This window comes from uncultured Bifidobacterium sp. (assembly GCF_959020145.1).
Taxonomy (GTDB): Bacteria; Actinomycetota; Actinomycetes; order Actinomycetales; family Bifidobacteriaceae; genus Bifidobacterium.
Window position 1 is genome coordinate 1 of the sequence record NZ_CAUEQY010000012.1, and the last position, 18,779, is coordinate 18,779.

The following is an 18,779-nucleotide window of genomic DNA, read 5'->3' on the forward strand; positions in this document are numbered from 1 at the left end:
AGAGGGCTATCTGACCCTCGATCCGCCTGGAGGTCTTATTCCGGGTCTGTGATCGCAATTACTTATTAGGTGGGCATTGGATTTCCATGCCCACCTTTTGTTTTCCGCTATTTGGCAGGCATCCCGGTATTCTGAACATTATGAAGATCGATATCGTGTCTGTTTTCCCGGAATATTTTGAAGTGCTGAACCTCAGTCTGCTCGGCAAAGCGCAGTCGAAAGGGCTTGTGGAGGTTACCGCGCACAATCTGCGCGACTGGACGCACGACGTACATCATTCCGTCGATGACACTCCTGTCGGCGGTGGCGCAGGCATGGTGATGAAGCCGGAAGTGTGGAGCGAATGCCTCGACGAGCTGCTTCAGCTTGAGCCTGCGGTAATCGAAAATACGGAAAATATTGAGGATTCTGCGGATTCCTTCGATACTGGCAATTCTTGCGATACTGCAGATTCCGACACTGCACAATCTTCCGAAGGTCCTGAGAATTCCGAAAAAACTGATATTGCACCATCTTCCGCAGGTCCTGTGCTGATTTTTCCGAATCCTTCCGCCCCGCTGTTCACACAACAGGATGCGACGGAACTGAGCCATGCCGATCATCTGCTGTTCGGCTGCGGCCGTTACGAAGGGTATGACGCGCGCATTCCGCAGTATTACCGCGCGCAAGGCATTGACGTGCGCGAATATTCGATCGGCGATTACGTGTTGAACGGCGGCGAGGTCGCAGTGTCGGTCATGCTGGAGGCGATCACGCGGCTGCTGCCCGGTTTTATGGGCAATGCCGCTTCGATTGTTGAGGAATCGTATACGGGCGATAATGCGCTGTTGGAACACCGCCAGTACACGAAGCCTGCCGAATGGCGTGGCATCAAGGTTCCGGACGTGCTGCTTTCCGGCAATCATGCGAAGGTGGATCGTTTCCGCCGCGATGAGGCGCTCGAGAAAACCAATGAGTTGCGTCCCGACCTGATCGAAGCGTTGGATTGCACCAAGCTCGACAAGGCCGATCGCAAGACGCTTATGTCGCTCGGTTGGGAAGTCTCCGGCCCCTACCCCCGCAAGCGATAAAAGTCGCGTATTCCCAAAAGCGCAAATACGAAAGACGTCAATCCAAGATGCAAGTAACATCATCGGATTGACGTTTTCTCATATCGACTCGGCAACGATTTGGCAGCAGTTCGGTAACGTTACAGCATTACCGCATTATCCGCCAGTTTCACAAACGCTTCCGCAGCCAATCAAGTACCAACCCGATTGCCTTGTCACTGCGGAATCCATAGGCGGCATGGCTGGCATTGTCAAGCTTGTAGAAAGTCACGTCTTTATCAAGCACCTTCATGGTCGCATACAGCCTGCAACTCTGGTTGAACGGTACGAGCAGATCACGACCGCCATGCATAATCAAGGTCGGCGGAGTCGGCCTGTCAGCGCTCAAATAGGTCATTGGCGAAGCTGCACGGCTCAGTTCCGGGTTTTCCAGCACACTAACGCCGCCGAGTTCCATACCTTCCGGGCATTGCGCAGGATTGTGATCTTGCGAACTCGGATAGTAGTTCATTTTCACAAAATCGGTGGGACCATACCAGTCGATGATACAGCGCACTTCAGCACTGGTCTCGCCGTAATCTGGAGTATCCGGCTCGCGATCACCGGTAAAACCTGCCATAAGTACGGTATGGCCGCCAGCAGAGTCACCGAATAATGCGATGCGATTAGGATCAGCATCCAGCCGTTCGGCATTGCGGCGCACATAACGTACAGCGGTTTTGCAGTCCTGCATTTGTGCAGGGAACGGATCGACGGTGCTTGGACGATATTCCGGCACTACAACCATATATCCCTTTTCCGCCAGTCGAATATATAGACTGTTGAAACTGGACAGGTTCGGCTTAAAGAAAGCGGCTCCACGTATGATCACGATTACCGGCCAACCTGCTTCTGGTTTACCGTCGGGCATGTTGCCATCGTCATGGAACGGTGTGTAGATGGTCATCTGCAGATCGAGGTCGTTGCCGTCCACGTCACGTCGCGTCACATATGTTTCGTGCGTTATATACGTGGAGTAGAAGAAATCGTCAGTGTTGATGTCAAATACTTGGCAACCTTCCGGCAGCTCATCGGAATGGGGGAATTCCGCGACTTTATCGACTGGTGTGAAGATTGGTTTGAGTGGCTCCGCCGCGGGTGGTTCTACCATGGTTTCGATATCAATCATTATTGTTTTCTCCATTTTTCAATATGCATGTTGCAGTACACGAATTGCCGTCAGGCAACAATTGCTGCAGTCTTCTTCTTTTCCGACGCCATGAATGCCAGGATGAGCACGATGCACACGACCATGAATGCGGCACCCATGTTCATGGACTTCCACGGGCTGGTGATACCGGTGATTGCGCCCAGTGCTGCGAATGCATACGGCGGAATGAAGGAACCAACGGAGTTGCCGAAGAACGCATAAGAAGTGGCCTGTGCAGAGATGGATGGATCGGTATGCTCGTTCACCAGAATGTTCACGTATGGCATGAACCAGCAGAAACCCACGCCCAGCAGCACACCAGCCACGTTCCAAGCGGCAAGCGAAGTGGTATTACCCCAAATGAGCAGTGCAATACCTTGCATGGCGATGGCGATCACGCCAACCCACATGCCGACGAAGCTCTTGACAAGTCCGAAGAACAGACCACCAATCAGGGAAGACACGGAAATGATGGTGATGACCGTTGCCGCTTGTACTGCGGTGATGGTGCCGGTTTCTTCAGCGGCAAGCGACAGATTGATAGTGTAGAAGCCGTAACCAGTGGCAAAAATGATCTGTAGCAACATGCCGAAATACGCGGAAATCGGCATCTTCTTGCGCTGCTTCGGAGCTGCGTTAGTTTCAGTGGAAATTACTTCTTCACGACCCAAGTCGTTTACTGCGTTCGGAATGAAGAACAACACAATCACCATAACCACCAGTGCGAAGAAATACACGTAGTAGAAGTAGTGCCAGTCGAACGACATGATGCCTGCAATGGTGGAAGAAATAATAGTGGCGCCCAAACCAACCGCAGAGGATTGGAAACCCATCAGTGTGTCCGCTTCCTTACCTTTGAAGCAATCGACAATCAACGATGCAGACAACGGCTGGATCAAACCCAAACCAAAACCTGCGAACACACGAAGCGCGGTTTGTCCATCAAGTATCGGCACGAACATTGGCAGAAAACCACCGATGAAGCACAACAACGTACCGATGATACACAGGTTTTTCTTACCGATTTTTGTGGCGAAGCGTCCTCCAATCAGCGTGGCAATGATGTTACCCAGCACAGGCACTGTCACAAAGCATTGCAGTTCCATGGCAGAAGCGTTGGGAAAGTCTTGTTTAAGACTGGACACGACTGCTGCAGTAACGGAAATGCTTTGTAGCAGCAGAGCCAGAGACAAGATTGCACCTTTAAGCATGACTCGTTTCGGTCCGGATTGCGGCAGCTGCGACATTGGGGCAGCTTTAGCTGTCACGGTGGTATCACTCATAGTTCGCTCCTTCGCTATTTCTCTTTATGCACACTGTTCACGTGCACTGTGCCGCTTGTCTGCTACGACATGCGGCTGTGATTTCAGCTTACGAGAGCACATATCAACTATTTAGGTGACTTTTTGACAGAAAAAGTCGGTTTTGTGACACGCTGAGAATACTTGATTTTGCGAAAAATCACTCAAGTTAAGCATAACGTTACGCAAGAGTTAAGCATAACGTTACGCAAGCGCCCGCACTACATATTTTATGCGTTGTGAGCACGTCGATATACTGCAGGAGTAGCGGAAAAACGTGCTGCAAATGCTGTTGTAAACGATCGCACGTTGGGAAATCCATTATGCTGCGCAATTTGCGCAACGGTATCGCCAGTATTGAGCAAATCATCAAGAGCCGATTGCAACCGGATTTCCGTCAGATATCGGTCGGGCGTAACTCCTGTGCCGCGTTTGAATAGTCGAGAGAAGTGCTCACGTGAATAGCCGAACTGTGATGCGAGCTGCCCGATAGACAGATCCTGCGCGTAATGCCGTTCCATATATTCAGTGATACGACGCACGCCAACACCCGAGCCTTCGCTGACAGTCGCAACATCGCCAGCATTGAAAGCATGTGCAGTACTGCAGACTGCGTTACTACTGATATGTTTTGCCTCACCATCAGTAGTATAGCAATCCATCACCGTACACTGGGTACACACATGATAAAGCAGCTCATACAGCAACGCATTGAGTTGCAGCATCTGCAGCGCCGAGCCATCATTTTCCACACAACCGACAATCTGCTCGCACAAGCCAAGGAGTTGACCGTCCACAATGCCATCTACTCCGTAGACAACCCCTTGATTCAGCCGTATATTCGCTAATTCCGGACACATGCGAGACAAGTATTCACCATCGAAGGATATGGATAACACGTTCTGTGAATCATCATGCGGCATTGGATGAATGGAATGCAGGGCTTTGGGACTAATCAAGCACAACTGCCCGCTGCGCAGAGTAACGTCCATGCCGTCGATGAACAAACGAACGTCACCATGACGCGCATATACCAGTTCCGAGCCAAGATGCCAATGCAATGGCACATTCTGCGCAGGCATTTCCGTATGCACACGCACAATTGCTGGATACAGCTGATTACTGCCCCAAGATTCGCGGTGATCGGAGTTGATCACCGAACTGTAATCGAGTTCGCTGTCGACATAAAACATTCGCGACGATGCGGCACTGGTAAACATGCTGACATCATAGCGCCGAATTTACGATTCAGCGATTGGCTTGCTTAGTTCGATGTAGTACACGGCGGTTTCGCCGTAATCGCGCCGATCGGTGATTTCCCAGTTTTCTGGAGCCGTGGGCTCTTCGGAACGGGTGGATCGTTCCAGCATGATCACCGTGTTGTTGGAAGTCAGTTCACGGCTGGCAAGATCGGCGAGCAGCTGGTTGCAATCATTCGTTTCGAAAGCGTACGGCGGGTCGATGAACACCATGTCGAACGGTTCAACGGCCGAAGCTGAAGCCGCGTATTTTTCCGCGCGCGCCTTCACCACGCGGGCACTCATGCCATGTTCCCACGAACGGTTATGTTTCAACGCGGTCAGCGTCTGCGCGATCAATGCGGCCGCCGGAGCGGATGATTCCACCGCCACCAGCTCTCGTGCGCCACGGCTCAATGCTTCGATGCCCAAAGCGCCGGTTCCTGCAAACAAATCGAGCACGCGGGCATCGTCCAACACTCCCCATGAATCGAGATGCGAGAAAATCGCCTCTTTGGTGCGATCGGTGGTCGGTCGAGTGCCCGCTTTCGGCGTGGTCAATGCAACGCCTTTGAATCGTCCTGAAATTACGCGCATACGCACCACTCTAGCGTGCCAGGCGATTAATTAATCGCACCAAACTAATTACTGGTCAGGAACGTTTCATTGCCGCGCGTGAAATCAAGCACCGCCCCGGCCAACTGCACATGTTCGAGTAAATCAGGATCCTGAGCGACAAGCCTCGTAGCCTCAACCCGCGCATGCTCAATAATCTTCACATCCTTAACCACACGAAGCAGCTTCAAACCTGACTTTCCGCCAGATTGCGCGTCGCCGAGCACGTCGCCGGCGCCGCGGAATTCCAAATCGGCCTGCGCTATTTCGGCACCATCCAACGTGCCCTGAATCACGTCAAGACGGCGGGCGGCATCACTGTCCGCGGGCGCACGCGAAATCAGGAAAGCCCCCGAATCGGTGCCGCCTCGGCCGACGCGCCCACGCAACTGGTGCAATTGCGAAAGCCCATACCGGTCCGCATCGAAAATCACGATGCAGCTGGCTTTCGCCACGTCCACGCCGACCTCGATCACCGTGGTCGCCACCAGAATCGGTGTTATGCCGGATTCAAAATCGGCCATGACCTGCGATTTTGTGGTGTCATCGTCACGCCCGGTCAACGTGGCGAATCGAATGCCTTTGAACTGCGGCAGCGATTGCAGACGCTCCACGATTTCCGCCACGGAATGCAACGGGGGGCGTTGTGCGCGCCGGTCGTCGTCTTCGCCAAGATCGTAGGCGTCGTCAAAAGCCGCGGCCGACGAACCTGCGGTTTTCGAGCCTGAAGCCGCTGACGCCGCCAGCGCGCCGTCCGCATCTTCGGCATCGGCGTCAATGCGCGGGCAGACCACGTAGGCACGTTCCCCCGCGTCGATGCGCTTGCGAATCAGGGCAAACATTTCGCCCATCAACGACGCATTGTCTTCCGGCACCACGAATGTGCGAATCGGCTTGCGGCCGCCGGGAAGTTCGGTCAGCGAGGAAATGTCGAGATCGCCGAACCAGGTCATGGCTGCGGTGCGCGGAATCGGCGTGGCCGTCATGACCAACAGATGAGGCGCCGTAGAACCCTTGGAATTCAACGATTCGCGCTGTTCCACACCGAAGCGGTGCTGTTCGTCGATCACCGCCAAGGTAAGGTTCGGCGCCTGGAAACTCTTGGAAAATGCGGCGTGCGTCGCCACGACGATACAGGGCATGCCCGATGCGGCTGCTGCGAGCACGCGACGACGTTCGGCAAGTCGCATACTTCCCGTGAGAAGAAATACAGGAATCTCCCCATCTTTTGTGCCAAATATATCGTTTCCTTTGCCGGAAAATCCGGTTTCCACATCATCAGATGCGGCCAAATCAAGAAGGTCTGCAAGTTGTACACCTTTATCCACAGCATTATTGTGAATTGTTTTTGCGTCGAATTCCCCATCTTTCGAACTTTGCGCGGACCGTTTATTGCTTCGCCGCGCATTGGCATCATCTAGATTTTTTTGATTATCACTCGAATTTGCGTCGCTTTTTCCCAGTTTGGATACCATTGTGGAAATGCTCGCATAATGCTGTTCGGCAAGAACCTGCGTTGGCGCTACAAGCACGGCCTGGCCGCCTGATCCGACGGCCTGCATCATGGCAGCAACCGCGACCACGGTCTTACCGGAACCGACCTCGCCTTGCAGCAATCGTTGCATGGGGTAATCGTGCGCCATATCGGCGGAAATATCGGCGATGACCTGCTGTTGGCCGTTCGTAAGGGCGAATGGCAGCGACGCGATGAAATCGTCTTTCAACCGCGTTTCAGGGCATGCGGTAGCCTTGGATTTGCGCGATGCATCGCGTGATTTGACGAGCGCGGTCTGGCAGATCAGCGCTTCCTCATATCGCAACGTTTGCAAGGCGTTATCGAAATTCTTGCGATCAACCGGATCATGAATCGCCATGAATGCCTCAGCACGATGCATAAGCCCATATTCCTCACGAAAATCTTCCGGAATAATATCGGGAATAGCATTACCGAGTACTTTAATCTGTATTTCTCGATCAATTTGGGGAATATCAAAATCCCCTTCTTGCGTAGGATTATCTAAGAAATTCCCTGCATTTTGCGTTGCCAGATATTCGGCTCCGCGCAACGCATCCATATATTTCAATACCGATTCATGAATATGTTCGCTGGAAATTCGCGAAGTTGCATGATATACCGGTCGTGGACGGCAAACTCGTTTCAGCGCTTCGTCGATCGTTTGCGCATCGTATTTTAGATTGCCGAGAGGCGGATTCGCAGGATCGCCGAAACCGTCGTTCCATTCCCCGTTTTCCGACTGCGATTGCACGGGATTGATGGTGAGCAGGTCGGGATGCGTGAATTGCAGACGATTGTCGTACACGCTTGGCTCGCCTGCGACGACGAGCAGCGCTCCCGCGTGCAGTTTGCGCTGCACCCAGTCAACATACGATTTGCGATACGAAAAGAAGACCAGCGACGCCAACGATTTTGGGGTGTTGCGACGCGCTGCGAAATCGTCGTCCGTGACTGTTGCGATCAGGCGGAAGCCTCGACGTGCCATGGGGAAAACGCGCGTTTCGAGCACATGCGCGGCGAACGCCATTTTCTCCCCGATTTTCGCTTCATGCAGTGAGCGCGCGGGAACCGGATCGGTTACGCGGAACGGATAATAGGTCAGGGCGTCGCCAACTGACACCACACCAAGCGATTTCAGCGCGCCGACTCTGCGGCGGTTGCTCTCGATTGATGAAATCGGTGTTTCCAGTGTGGTGCTCATAACGCACCATTCTCCCCAGTTATGCCGACAGATGCGGCTTCTACCACTGGGTACGACTCAAACCGCCCAAATTCCCCACTCGCTGGAGGAATACGGACGCAAACCAGCCCCTCAGCGGGCAAAAACCTCCACCCACTGGAGAAATCACCCCGTCCACAAGCCCCTCAGCGGGCAAAAAGCTCCAGTCGCTGGAGAAATCAGGACGCAAACCAGCCAACCAATGGGAGTATTCCTCCACCTACTGGAGGAATACGGACGCAAACGCCACTGTAAGCGGGAAGATTTCTCCATCGAGTGGAGAAATCCGAACGCTTAAAGCCCTGGCGGGATCAAGATAAAGCAAAACCCCGGTGACCATTGGTCTACCGGGGTTTCAAGCTGTTATTTCGCGATTCACGCTTCAACGCGCTGAACCTTGCCAGCCTTGATGCACTTGACGCAAACGCGAACGCGAACGTTCTCGCCGTCGATGGTGGTGCGAACCGGCTGCAGGTTCGGGCGGAAGGTGCGCTTATTGCGAATATGTGAGTGCGAAACGGTGAAACCGGTCTGCGGTCCCTTGCCGCACACTGCGCAACGAGCTGCCATAATGGACTCCCTATAATTACTATTGACTTGCAAGTCTGCGCGTTCGATGCCCCGCAACTGAATGCAAGGCAGAACACACAACTTCTCAACTATACAACCAGCCCCAGCCAATCGCAAATTTGTGGATAGCAATCGCCTTAAATTCCCCGGAATGCCGCTGTCTGGTCAACATGCGTCAGGTCGGCAGACAGCGCATCCAAACCACCATTTGCCCGCGCATAGACGCCGCCAGCCAGTCATAGCCCGAGCCGCCAGCCAGTCAAACCGCCCAGCACACCCCACCCGGCGTCGTCGCGCTAGTTCTTCGACCGCCCTTCGGCTCCAAAACGCAGGCTCATCGCAACCGCGCCGATCACATCACCGCCATCGCGCATTCCAAGCATCCAAGCCGCATCCTGAGCCAGTAGCGGGAAACCAGCATCCGTCAGGCAAATCGCGGCGCGGGCAATCGTATCTAACACCTTGTCTTCCGGCGCAACCGGCACGCCGCCGGATCGCAACGCATCGCACGCATCCCCATATTTCATATCCGGCGAAGGCAATCCCATCTGCCTACTCACTTCTTCGGCCTCATCGCGCGCGGCCGTACGGAATGGCGTGCCGCCGTTGACCATCATCGCATAGCAGGCGAGCGCTTCCGGCAGACGTCCCAACTGCCACAATGCGTAGCCAAGTCGATAGTAGAGCACTTCGCAATCGATAGGCAGCACTGCGATTTTCAACGCGCCGATGAGCACGTCGGCCGCTTTGCCGTATTCGTCGGTTCTTGCGTATACCTGCGATAGTTCCTCGTAGAAACGTACGCTGGTTGGGGCAAGTTTGATGCAGGCGCGCAGCTCACGTTCCGCGCGCTCATAGTCGCCATTGTTTTTGGCGAGTTCCCCAAGATTCTGGTGTACGTCGACTACAGCATCCGGCAGTTTCCAGTAGCGCGTGTGTTCGTCGCCGTCTAGCAGGGAGATGATGAGTCGCACGCCTGGACGGCTGCAGTAGAGCGGAATTTCGCCATTTTCGCCAATTTTCGCTACGCCTGTCTCGTCAGTTCCGCCCGCTTCGCACACCCCACCTGCTTCACCGCTTTCGCCAAGTTGCGCCAACGCGGCTTCCAATTGGAGTTCGGCGACCATGGGGGATCCTTCGTTTTCTTCCATAATCGCGTTCACATCATCGGTGGAAACCGGCGATTCGTCATGCATCACGTCAAGTTCGCAGGCACGGTCGGCACGTAGGAATCCCCGCAATCCTTCAGGCAGCGCACGTTGATCCTGCCATTCGGAAACACGTTTCTCCAAGAATACGGCTGACGTTGCCAGCGGTGTGATTGGCGTCAGGGCACGGTTCCCATCAAAGAAACCCACATAACGCACCGGGCGCAGCAAATTGAGCAGCGCCAGCGGATCGACATCCAACGGAACCACGTCGCATTGTCCGTTTTTCATGGCAGGCAGCGCACCCATCATGAATGGCACGCGATCGAATCCCATGGAAATCACGGGAATGCCGTCAGCATCCCCCACGCAACCGGTCAGATCGACTTGCGTCAGTCGTACGCTTGACGAGAACGCCGCCCACGCAAGCATGCCCGCCAATCGCACGGCATACGCGGAGGCGAATCCGTCGCGATATTGCGACGCAACCGGCATGATCGCCGTGTTCGGTATGCTGAAACGCACCACCATCACGCCGCTGGACGCATCGACGTCAAATCGGTAATGCAAGCGGAAAGGCAATTCGAGATTTTCGCAAACATTGGCGAATCTGGTGCTGATATCCCAATTTCCGCCGCGTGCCCCTTCCGTACCCCTCATTCTACGGAAGTTGTTTTCACCTTCCTGCAGACCGTCGATTGCCACGATCGCACCCGACACGTTTCGCAGATACTGTTGCGATTTCGCAATATAGAAGTTTTCGTCGATGCACGCTTCCGGCATACCTCCGTGCACCGCCCTGCGCGCTTCGTCGTCGGCATAGTCGATGCGGTTAAGCGCCGATTCGACCGCCTGCACAACATTGAATTGTTCATTGGAAAGATCGTTGCCGTTGCAGCGCAGCCAGAATCGTTTCGTCGTGCTCAGTCGGATCACATCAAAATCGTTTTCGGCAGCAATGTCTCGGATGCCCGCAGCACCGGCTTCCACCAAAAGTCGTGCCGCGAATCGTTCGAATGGCAACGCTTGCGCGGAGTTCGTGACGCCACGCCAGATGATCATGTCAAGCGTGTCAGGCAATGGCTGGCTCAATATCGAGCGCAATATTTCAGCGTTCGCACCAAGCATGTCCGGAACTTCCCCACTCATACAGACTCCTCGACTCTTCGCAGAAATATGCCGACGCAACAGCGCGGCGGCAGTCACACACAGCAAACTTAGTTCGTGTTTTCCCAGTATTTTGACACGTTCCAATATACCGTTCTGCGAACGTTTTTCACGACATCAACATACGACATCAACATACAGATGGTGCAATCTACAATCTGCACATGTTCATCTCCGTCATTTCAGTATTCCCAGTATTATTTGCAGCATTTCGATATTTCAGATTTTTTATGTCGATCACACATCAGTCGCAATGTTCATGCAATGTTCATGCGTAACGGCAGAGCGCTCCCCTTACAGCCGCTTAAGATGAATTGTAATATATACAATAGTGAATTGACGGTTTATTCGAAAGAGTCAACAATCATGTCCGAACGCGCAACAGCGCCCGCATCCGCACCTACGTCCGACATGGCCACAGAGACTGCCCCAGAGCATATGCCGGACCCCAACGCAAAACTTACCACCCGCGAAAAGAAGTGGATCGTCTACGATGTCGGCAATTCCGCATTCGTGATGCTGTCGACCGCAGTCGTGCCAATCTACGCAAACTCGCTGCTGCAGTCCGCCGGCCAATCGAATATCGTGTCGACATGGGGGTACGCGCAGACCATCGCGTCGCTGATCATCGCGGTGATGATGCCTGTGCTTGGATCCATGGCCGACGTGCAGGGCATGAAGGTGAAGTTCTTTACCGGATTCTTCCTGACGGGCGTGGTCGCCTGCTGTGCGATGGCGTTGCCGCTCAGCTGGCTCGTTTTCTTGGTGGTGTGCATTCTCGCCACGGTCGGCCTGAACGGTTCGCTCACGTTCTACGATTCCATGCTGGTCGATATCACGTCGAATGAACGTATGGACCGCGTGTCCTCGCATGGTTTCGCATGGGGCTATATTGGCTCCACGATTCCGTTTATCGCCTGTATCGCGCTGATTTTCGGCGGTCCGTCGTTGCTTGGATGGTCCACGGTGGCATGCACGCGTGCTTCGTTCGTAATCACCGCATTGTGGTGGGTGGCGTTCACCATTCCGCTGCTCACCAGCTATAAGCAGGTGCACTACCGCGCTACCGCGGGTCAGACCGGTGAGGCCATCCGCGGCACATTCGCAGAGCTCGGCTCCACTTTTCGTGCAATCCGCAAGAACAAGCCGTTGTGGATGTTCATGATTGCGTTCTTCTTCTATATAGACGCGGTGAACACGGTGATTTCCATGAGCACCTCATACGGCACGCAGCTGGGCATCGACTCTACGCATCTGGTAATGGCGCTGCTGGTCACGCAGTTCGTGGCATTCCCGAGCGCGATCGCTTATGGCAAGCTTGCCGGTCGTTTCGGCGCGAAAACCATGATCACCACGGCTGTGGTCGCCTATATCTGCATTGTGTTGTTTGCCGCGTTCTTCTTGCGTTCCGCAACGGAATTCTGGATTCTTGCGATTCTCGTAGGCCTGTTCCAAGGCGGTATTCAGGCGTTGTCGCGCTCGTATTACGGCAAGATCATTCCAAAGAATCGTGCCAACGAATATTACGGTTTCTATGATATTTTCGGCAAGACCGCTTCGATTATCGGCACTTTCCTCGTTGCGACCACCACGTCGCTGACCGGCAACGCTTCGGTGGGCGTGCTTTCGATCGCAATCCTGCTGATCGTCGCCCTCATCTTCCTTCTCCTGCAAAAAGACCCCACCCGCAAGTAGTACTTGTCTACTAAATGCGCATGTAGATTCAATCACCGCAACCGATTGATTCTGCATGCGCATTTTGCTGCAATAGTGAAGCTTTCTCTTGGCAACAAGGAAGGCTCCAAGCCGCCGGGGGTATTCCCCGGCATCTTCATATTCACCGAAAGAAACGTTGGCAGAGCTGCCTTCATGCCGTATTTCCGATGTCGCCTTACGTCTGAAAAGTCGCGCATGGCAAGAGTCGGCCGCATAGTAATCGCAATTGCGATTTTTCACCGAAGAAAGCAAGTTTGGCGCGAAAATCAGAAGAAATTGAGGGCGCGCGCCACTTCGTCGACAATGTCGAGCATGGCGCTGCGCGCACGTTCAGGCTCCCCTTTGGCAATCGCGTCGGCTACGGCATCATGCGCGTCGAGCGCGTCGGACTTCGGCTTCATCGGGTATTTGCCGAGTTCCACACGCCCGCGCAGCACGGTGGCGATGGTGTCGGAAAGCGCCGCGAACAGCTCATTACCGCTTTCGCGCAGAATCAACGTGTGGAATTCCACGTCAAGATCATGGAATTGCGCGAGCCCCGCTTCGCCTTCCTCGTTGGCTTCGGCGATCTGCCGCATTCGCGCCGCGTACACAGGGAATTTCGCCTTGACGTCGAGGGGAGCGAGCCGCGCGGCGGAGGCGGCCGCAGCCGGTTCGACGGCCAGTCGCAGCTCAGTGAGGGATGACAGCTGCCGTTCGCGTTGCGTGGAGTGGAGACGCCATTCGATCACCTGATGGTTGAGCGCCTGCCATTCGCCGAATGGACGTGCAACAAGTCCGATGCGACGCTTGACGAGTACCGCATTCATGGATTCCAGTGTTTTCGCGACTTCTCGCGCCACGGTTCTGGAAATACCGAAACGACTTTGCAAGGCTTCCAACGTAAGGCTTTCGCCAGCCTTCCACACGCCGTCGAGCATTTCGATGGCGAGCGTTCGACTCACCGAATCCTGCAACAGCTCGCTGCCGATATGTTCTGAGCCCGCCATGCTTTCAGCCATCGATCGCTCCTCCCTTGCCCACTTCACAACATGCCTGCTTTGTTTCACGGCATGTTTCACGCATTCTGCGACACGCACGGCAATCACCAATCGCAGATGATTGCGTATCTGCGATTGCGTGATTTACCGCCATTTTGCACTATCTCCAGCATAGCAAGTCACACGATTTTTCCAATTCGTAGTACTTTTTATTTGACTGATACTACTTTTACGGTTTATAGTAGTCTTATTCCTGGTGCGAAGCGGCACAGGATCATCAATAGCAAGGAGAACAACATGAGCATTCACGTAGTGGTGATGGGCGTTGCAGGATGTGGCAAATCCACCGTCGCAGAAGCCATCCATGAACGACTCGGATACGTGTACGCGGAAGGCGACGACTTCCATCCGCAGGCGAATATCGACAAAATGTCAGCCGGCATTCCACTCACCGATGAGGACCGCTGGCCATGGCTGAACGTCATCAACTCCTGGATGGTGGCACGCGAGGCGCTCGGCGAAAACACCGTGGTGTCCAGCTCCGCGTTGAAGCGCAGCTACCGCGAGGTGCTCGCCAAAAACGTGCCCACATTCTTCATTCACCTCAACGGCAGCCACAAGCTCATTCAGCAGAGGCTCAGCGAACGCAAGGGCCATTTCATGCCGCCCGCGCTACTACCAAGCCAGTTCGCCATTCTTGAGCCGCTTGCCCCCGAAGAGAACGGCGTGGAAATCTCCATCGAAGGCAGCGTCGACGAAATGGTCGACCGTGCCATCAAAGCGTTGAACGCCTACGCCGCAACTGTGGCCGCCCAAACCGCAACCCAGGCCGCCTAACCCACCATTCCCCAGTCCGCATGTGTCCGATTCGGCAGAAACGGACAGACAAAACCCAAAACCGGTGCATGTTTGTCCGATTCCACAGAAACGGACAAACAGGACCCAAAAACAGCAGCCCAACTGTCCGATTCACCAGAAACGGACATGTACGCACCCAAAATGGGCTTCCATATGTCCGAATCTCCAGAATCGGACAAATCTAGCAAGCCAACCCCATGAATCGAGGAGGATTCATGAACCTTATTGCTGCGGCGATCATCGGCATCGCCATCATCGTTCTCCTTATCGCGGTATGCAAAGTGCATCCGTTCCTTTCCCTGCTTGCCGGCTCATTCGCGATGGCCGTGTGCGCGGGCGTGGAATACGACAAGGCATTCGACAGTTTCACGTCCGGCGTCGGTTCCACCATCGCCAACGTCGGCCTGCTTATCGCATTCGGCTCGATCATCGGCACGATCCTGTTCAAGTCGGGCGGCGCCGACACCATCGTCGACACCATCATGTCCAAGACGCCGTTGCAGCGTCTGCCGTGGGCCATGGCACTGATCGCGTTCATCGTCGGCATTCCGATGTTCTTCGAAGTCGGCGTGGTCATTCTCATTCCGGTGGTGCTCTTCGCCGCCCGCCGCGCCAAAGCTCCGGTCGTACTGCTGGGCATTCCAGCCCTCGCAGGCCTGTCCACCCTGCACGCATTCGTGCCGCCGCACCCCGGCCCGCTGACCGCCATCGGCGCACTGAACGCAAACCTTGGCATCACCCTGGCGCTCGGCCTGATCGTCGCCATTCCGACCGTGATCATCTCCGGCCCGCTGTTCGGCAAGCTCGCCGCCAAGTGGGTGCCGATCGCGGCCCCAGAAAACACTGCTGAGGCAGAAGCCCCGAAATCCGCGGAAAACCGCCCGTCTTTCACTTCCGCAATCGCCGTCATCCTGCTGCCGGTCGTGCTTATGCTCGCATCTTCCATCGTGGATCTGACCGGCCAGAGCGAAACCGTATGGGGACGCGCGCTCGCCTTCATCGGCACTCCGCTGGTGGCTCTGCTCATCACCACGATTTTCGCGATGGTTGTGCTCGGCTACATGCAGAAGTTCACTCGCGACGCGGTCAATGGCATGGTCGGGCAGTCGTTCAGCTCCGTCGCCGGCATTATTCTGATCGTCGCCGCCGGCGGTGGTTTCAAGCAGACGCTTGTCGATTCCGGCATTGGCGACGTGATCGCCAATTCGATCACCGAATCCGCCATGAATCCGCTGATCGCAGGCTGGCTGGTCGCCGTGCTCATCCGCCTGGCAACCGGCTCCGCAACCGTCGCCACCGTCACCGCATCCGGCATTATGGTGCCGCTCGCCACCGGCATGAGCCCGACGCATCTGGCGATGCTGGTGCTCGCCATCGGCGCAGGTTCCGTATTCTTCTCGCACCTGAATGATGCAGGATTCTGGCTGGTCAAGGAATACTTCGGTATGACCGTCGGTCAGACATTGAAGACCTGGTCGCTGATGGAAACGATTCTGTCGGTCACCGGCTTGGGTTGCGTCATGCTGCTTTCGTTGGTGCTTTGACGCAACACTTCGCACACGAATTGCGATTGCGATTCGCGCGCATCATATCTGAAAAAACATATCTGAAATACAAAAAACTTGCCGTCCATTCGTTTTCCGCATCTTCTTTTCTGCGTTGCGGAAGATGCTGAAAGCGGGTGGATGGCACCAATCCCAATCAAATTCCATATCAAACAAAACCGTAGAAAGAAGAACATCATGCAGCTGGCAATGATCGGTCTGGGCCGAATGGGTGGCAATATGGCGAAGCGCATCGCGGCGGCCGGGCACGAGGTGGTCGGATATGACCGCTCCCCCGAATCGGATCGCACCGTGGCAAGCCTCGAAGAGATGGTGGCAGCGCTCACCGCGCCGCGCATCGTGTGGGTGATGGTGCCCGCAGGCGAGGCGACCGACAGCACCATCAACGAATTGGCGGAGCTGCTGGAACCCGGCGACATGATCATCGATGGCGGCAATTCCCGTTACACCGATGACGCGCGCCACGCGGCCGAACTTGAGCCGAGGGGCATCCATTTCATGGATTGCGGTGTTTCCGGCGGCGTATGGGGCATTGACCGCGGATACGCGCTTATGGTGGGCGGCAGCGAAGAGGATTTCGAACGCGCTCGCCCGATTTTCGAAGCGCTCAAGCCTGAAGGCGATTCCGGACTGGTGCTCGCAGGCCCGGTCGGCGGCGGCCATTTCGCCAAAATGGTGCACAACGGCATCGAATACGGCATGATGCAGGCGTTCGGCGAAGGTTTCGCCACTATGGTGAAGTCCGATCTCATCAAGGATCCGGCGGCCGTGATGACTTCATGGCGAGACGGTTCCGTGGTACAGTCCTGGCTGTTGGATTTGCTGGCGATCGCGTTCAAGTCCGATCCGACGCTGGAATCCATGCCGCCGGTGGCCAACGAATCCGGCGAGGCGAAGTGGATGATCGAGGCTGCGCTCGAACTGGGCGTGCCGACACCCTCCACCGCGGCCGCGCTGTATGCCCGCCAGACTTCCCGCGGCGGCGCGGACGACATTCTGCGCGTCGTCTCCACCATGCGCGCCCAGTTCGGCGGCCACGTCACCAAGATCGACGAAATCGCCACCCACTGAGAGTGCTTTGAATGTCCGATTCTGCAGAAACGGACAAACAGGACCCAAAAACATCAGCCCAACTGTCCGATTCACCGGAAACGGACATCCAAACACCAAAAACCAGCCTATGAACGTCCGATTCTGCAGAAACGGACACTCCACACAGCTTAAGAACGCCTATCTCGCTTATATATGGCAGACGTCCTCAGCAAAACAGCACTTCGGGGGTACGTTTTTGGCTGTTTTAGCCAACCGACCTGCCATATATAAGCGAGATAGCTCCGGACAGGGGTGTGTTTCTGCCATATATACAGGGGTGTGTTTCTGCCATATATAAGGCAGATACACACCCCTTTGGCTTATTTGCGTCCGAATTCCTCCAGCGAGCGCACACAGGGCTCAGCGGCCGTAGACTTCGTGCACGAACTTTTCGAATGCGGCGATGGAACGCTCCACCTTTTCCGTATCGATGCAGTACGCCATACGGAAGTAGCCGGGCACGCCGAAACTGTCGGATGGCACGAGAATCAGGTCGTAATCCTTGGCCTTCATGCAGAACGCATTCGCATCATCCTCAAGCGCCTTCGGGAAGATGTAGAACGTGCCTCCCGGGCGCACCACGTCGAATCCGAGGCGCACCAGCGCGTCATACAAGAGGTTCATGTTCTTCTCGTACACGGAAAGATCGCTGGTTTCGTCCACCACCTTGGCCACGGCCAGCTGCACGCTGGATCCTGGGCAGTTGTGGCCGGTTCCGCGGCTGATCTGCCCGCACATCGGCACGATCAGTTCGGCATCGGTAGCGCGCGGGTTCACCGCCACGTAGCCGATGCGCTCGCCCGGCAGCGACAGCGACTTGGAGTACGAGTAGCACGAGAGCGTGTTGTCGTAGAACTTGCTCGGGTACGGCTGCACACCCCCATCGAACACGATTTCACGGTATGGTTCGTCGGAAATCAGGAAGATGTCGTGCCCGTATTCGACCTGCTTGGCGCGCAGGATTTCAGCCAGTCGGGTCAGCGTTTCGGCGGAATAGACGGCTCCGGAAGGATTGTTCGGCGTGTTGATGAGCACCGCCGCGGTTCCCGGGTTCAGCGCCTGTTCGAACGCTTCGAAGTTGATTTGGAAGTTTTCGGTGTCGGCCGGCACCACGGTCAGGTGCGCGCCGGTTCCGTTGACATACGGCTGGTACTCAGGGAAGTAGGGGGCAAAGGTGATGACTTCGTCTCCAGGCTTGGTCACCACGCGCAGTGCGTGGGCCAGCGCGCCGGCCGCACCCGTGGTCGGGAAGATGTAGTCGGTCGTATAGTCCATGTCGAAGCGGCGGTTGAGGCTTTCCGCAATGGCCGTGCGCACCGAGGTAATGCCCAGCGACGGCGAGTATCCGTGCAACGCGACCGGTTCCGCCTCTTGGTACAGGGCGATCATTTCGTCGGTGAAGCTTTGCGGGCAGGGCACGCTCGGATTGCCCAACGAATAGTCGAACACGTTCTCGTAGCCGATTTCGGCACCGCGCGCGGTCGCGTATTCGCTCAGCTCGCGGATCACGGATTTTCCGCCGAGCATGGCCTTGTAAGCTTCGTTGATCATGGACA

General features: G+C 55.4%; 14 protein-coding genes. 5 read left to right on the forward strand and 9 right to left on the reverse strand.

Annotated features, from left to right (window positions below):
* Nucleotides 1–140 precede the first annotated feature (140 nt).
* A complete protein-coding gene (trmD, locus tag Q5H33_RS05355) occupies nucleotides 141–1,070 on the forward strand; it encodes a tRNA (guanosine(37)-N1)-methyltransferase TrmD (RefSeq protein ID WP_302423413.1) in 930 nt (309 codons plus the stop codon).
* A gap of 148 nt (nucleotides 1,071–1,218) precedes the next feature.
* Here the strand turns inward: trmD and Q5H33_RS05360 are convergent, their stop codons facing one another.
* The 7 genes from Q5H33_RS05360 to Q5H33_RS05390 form a co-directional block, all read right to left on the reverse strand.
* Nucleotides 1,219–2,217: an alpha/beta hydrolase gene (locus tag Q5H33_RS05360; protein WP_081290039.1), complete on the reverse strand. Its 999-nt coding sequence runs from the start codon at nucleotides 2,215–2,217 to the stop codon at nucleotides 1,219–1,221.
* Nucleotides 2,218–2,267: 50 nt separating this feature from the next.
* Nucleotides 2,268–3,521: an MFS transporter gene (locus Q5H33_RS05365; RefSeq protein ID WP_081291372.1), complete on the reverse strand. Its 1,254-nt coding sequence runs from the start codon at nucleotides 3,519–3,521 to the stop codon at nucleotides 2,268–2,270.
* Nucleotides 3,522–3,769: 248 nt separating this feature from the next.
* Nucleotides 3,770–4,759 carry an AraC family transcriptional regulator gene (locus Q5H33_RS05370; RefSeq protein WP_226555277.1) on the reverse strand — a complete coding sequence of 330 codons (990 nt, stop codon included), beginning with the start codon at nucleotides 4,757–4,759 and terminating at the stop codon, nucleotides 3,770–3,772.
* 21 nt (nucleotides 4,760–4,780) lie between these two features.
* Nucleotides 4,781–5,374 carry a 16S rRNA (guanine(966)-N(2))-methyltransferase RsmD gene (rsmD, locus tag Q5H33_RS05375; protein ID WP_065438947.1) on the reverse strand — a complete coding sequence of 198 codons (594 nt, stop codon included), beginning with the start codon at nucleotides 5,372–5,374 and terminating at the stop codon, nucleotides 4,781–4,783.
* 44 nt (nucleotides 5,375–5,418) lie between these two features.
* Nucleotides 5,419–8,109 (reverse strand): ATP-dependent DNA helicase RecG, encoded by a 2,691-nt coding sequence (locus tag Q5H33_RS05380; RefSeq protein WP_065435447.1) that lies wholly within the window; start codon nucleotides 8,107–8,109, stop codon nucleotides 5,419–5,421.
* A 393-nt stretch (nucleotides 8,110–8,502) separates the two neighbouring features.
* Nucleotides 8,503–8,697 (reverse strand): 50S ribosomal protein L28, encoded by a 195-nt coding sequence (gene rpmB, locus Q5H33_RS05385; RefSeq protein ID WP_003807649.1) that lies wholly within the window; start codon nucleotides 8,695–8,697, stop codon nucleotides 8,503–8,505.
* Nucleotides 8,698–8,993: 296 nt separating this feature from the next.
* Entirely contained in the window at nucleotides 8,994–10,994 is a 2,001-nt protein-coding gene (locus tag Q5H33_RS05390) for a tetratricopeptide repeat protein (protein WP_065437681.1), read from the reverse strand.
* 429 nt (nucleotides 10,995–11,423) lie between these two features.
* On the opposite strand from Q5H33_RS05390, the gene Q5H33_RS05395 reads away from it, so the two are divergent.
* Complete coding sequence (locus tag Q5H33_RS05395; RefSeq protein WP_065435524.1) at nucleotides 11,424–12,707, forward strand: MFS transporter; 1,284 nt, start codon at nucleotides 11,424–11,426, stop codon at nucleotides 12,705–12,707.
* Between the two features lie 287 nt (nucleotides 12,708–12,994).
* On the opposite strand, the gene Q5H33_RS05400 is transcribed toward Q5H33_RS05395, so the two are convergent.
* Entirely contained in the window at nucleotides 12,995–13,717 is a 723-nt protein-coding gene (locus Q5H33_RS05400; protein ID WP_117658914.1) for a FadR/GntR family transcriptional regulator, read from the reverse strand.
* 288 nt (nucleotides 13,718–14,005) lie between these two features.
* Here Q5H33_RS05400 and Q5H33_RS05405 point away from each other — a divergent pair, with 288 nt between their 5' ends.
* From Q5H33_RS05405 to gnd, 3 genes are all read left to right on the forward strand, one after another.
* Nucleotides 14,006–14,545: a gluconokinase gene (locus Q5H33_RS05405; RefSeq protein ID WP_226588963.1), complete on the forward strand. Its 540-nt coding sequence runs from the start codon at nucleotides 14,006–14,008 to the stop codon at nucleotides 14,543–14,545.
* A gap of 236 nt (nucleotides 14,546–14,781) precedes the next feature.
* Nucleotides 14,782–16,110, forward strand: a complete 1,329-nt coding sequence (locus tag Q5H33_RS05410; RefSeq protein ID WP_004220202.1) for a GntP family permease — start codon at nucleotides 14,782–14,784, stop codon at nucleotides 16,108–16,110.
* 198 nt (nucleotides 16,111–16,308) lie between these two features.
* Complete coding sequence (gene gnd / locus Q5H33_RS05415) at nucleotides 16,309–17,202, forward strand: phosphogluconate dehydrogenase (NAD(+)-dependent, decarboxylating) (protein ID WP_033524194.1); 894 nt, start codon at nucleotides 16,309–16,311, stop codon at nucleotides 17,200–17,202.
* Nucleotides 17,203–17,583: 381 nt separating this feature from the next.
* Here gnd and Q5H33_RS05420 read toward each other — a convergent pair whose 3' ends face one another.
* Complete coding sequence (locus Q5H33_RS05420; RefSeq protein ID WP_034880025.1) at nucleotides 17,584–18,774, reverse strand: pyridoxal phosphate-dependent aminotransferase; 1,191 nt, start codon at nucleotides 18,772–18,774, stop codon at nucleotides 17,584–17,586.
* Nucleotides 18,775–18,779: the final 5 nt, after the last annotated feature.

Excerpts from the sequence above, each read along its gene's own strand:
- trmD (WP_302423413.1), top strand. The coding sequence starts at position 141 with ATGAAGATCGATATCGTGTCTGTTTTCCCGGAATATTTTGAAGTGCTG.
- Q5H33_RS05360 (WP_081290039.1), bottom strand. The coding sequence starts at position 2,217 with ATGATTGATATCGAAACCATGGTAGAACCACCCGCGGCGGAGCCACTC.
- Q5H33_RS05365 (WP_081291372.1), bottom strand. The coding sequence starts at position 3,521 with ATGAGTGATACCACCGTGACAGCTAAAGCTGCCCCAATGTCGCAGCTG.
- Q5H33_RS05370 (WP_226555277.1), bottom strand. The coding sequence starts at position 4,759 with ATGTTTACCAGTGCCGCATCGTCGCGAATGTTTTATGTCGACAGCGAA.
- rsmD (WP_065438947.1), bottom strand. The coding sequence starts at position 5,374 with ATGCGCGTAATTTCAGGACGATTCAAAGGCGTTGCATTGACCACGCCG.
- Q5H33_RS05380 (WP_065435447.1), bottom strand. The coding sequence starts at position 8,109 with ATGAGCACCACACTGGAAACACCGATTTCATCAATCGAGAGCAACCGC.
- rpmB (WP_003807649.1), bottom strand. The coding sequence starts at position 8,697 with ATGGCAGCTCGTTGCGCAGTGTGCGGCAAGGGACCGCAGACCGGTTTC.
- Q5H33_RS05390 (WP_065437681.1), bottom strand. The coding sequence starts at position 10,994 with ATGAGTGGGGAAGTTCCGGACATGCTTGGTGCGAACGCTGAAATATTG.
- Q5H33_RS05395 (WP_065435524.1), top strand. The coding sequence starts at position 11,424 with ATGGCCACAGAGACTGCCCCAGAGCATATGCCGGACCCCAACGCAAAA.
- Q5H33_RS05400 (WP_117658914.1), bottom strand. The coding sequence starts at position 13,717 with ATGGCGGGCTCAGAACATATCGGCAGCGAGCTGTTGCAGGATTCGGTG.
- Q5H33_RS05405 (WP_226588963.1), top strand. The coding sequence starts at position 14,006 with ATGAGCATTCACGTAGTGGTGATGGGCGTTGCAGGATGTGGCAAATCC.
- Q5H33_RS05410 (WP_004220202.1), top strand. The coding sequence starts at position 14,782 with ATGAACCTTATTGCTGCGGCGATCATCGGCATCGCCATCATCGTTCTC.
- gnd (WP_033524194.1), top strand. The coding sequence starts at position 16,309 with ATGCAGCTGGCAATGATCGGTCTGGGCCGAATGGGTGGCAATATGGCG.
- Q5H33_RS05420 (WP_034880025.1), bottom strand. The coding sequence starts at position 18,774 with ATGATCAACGAAGCTTACAAGGCCATGCTCGGCGGAAAATCCGTGATC.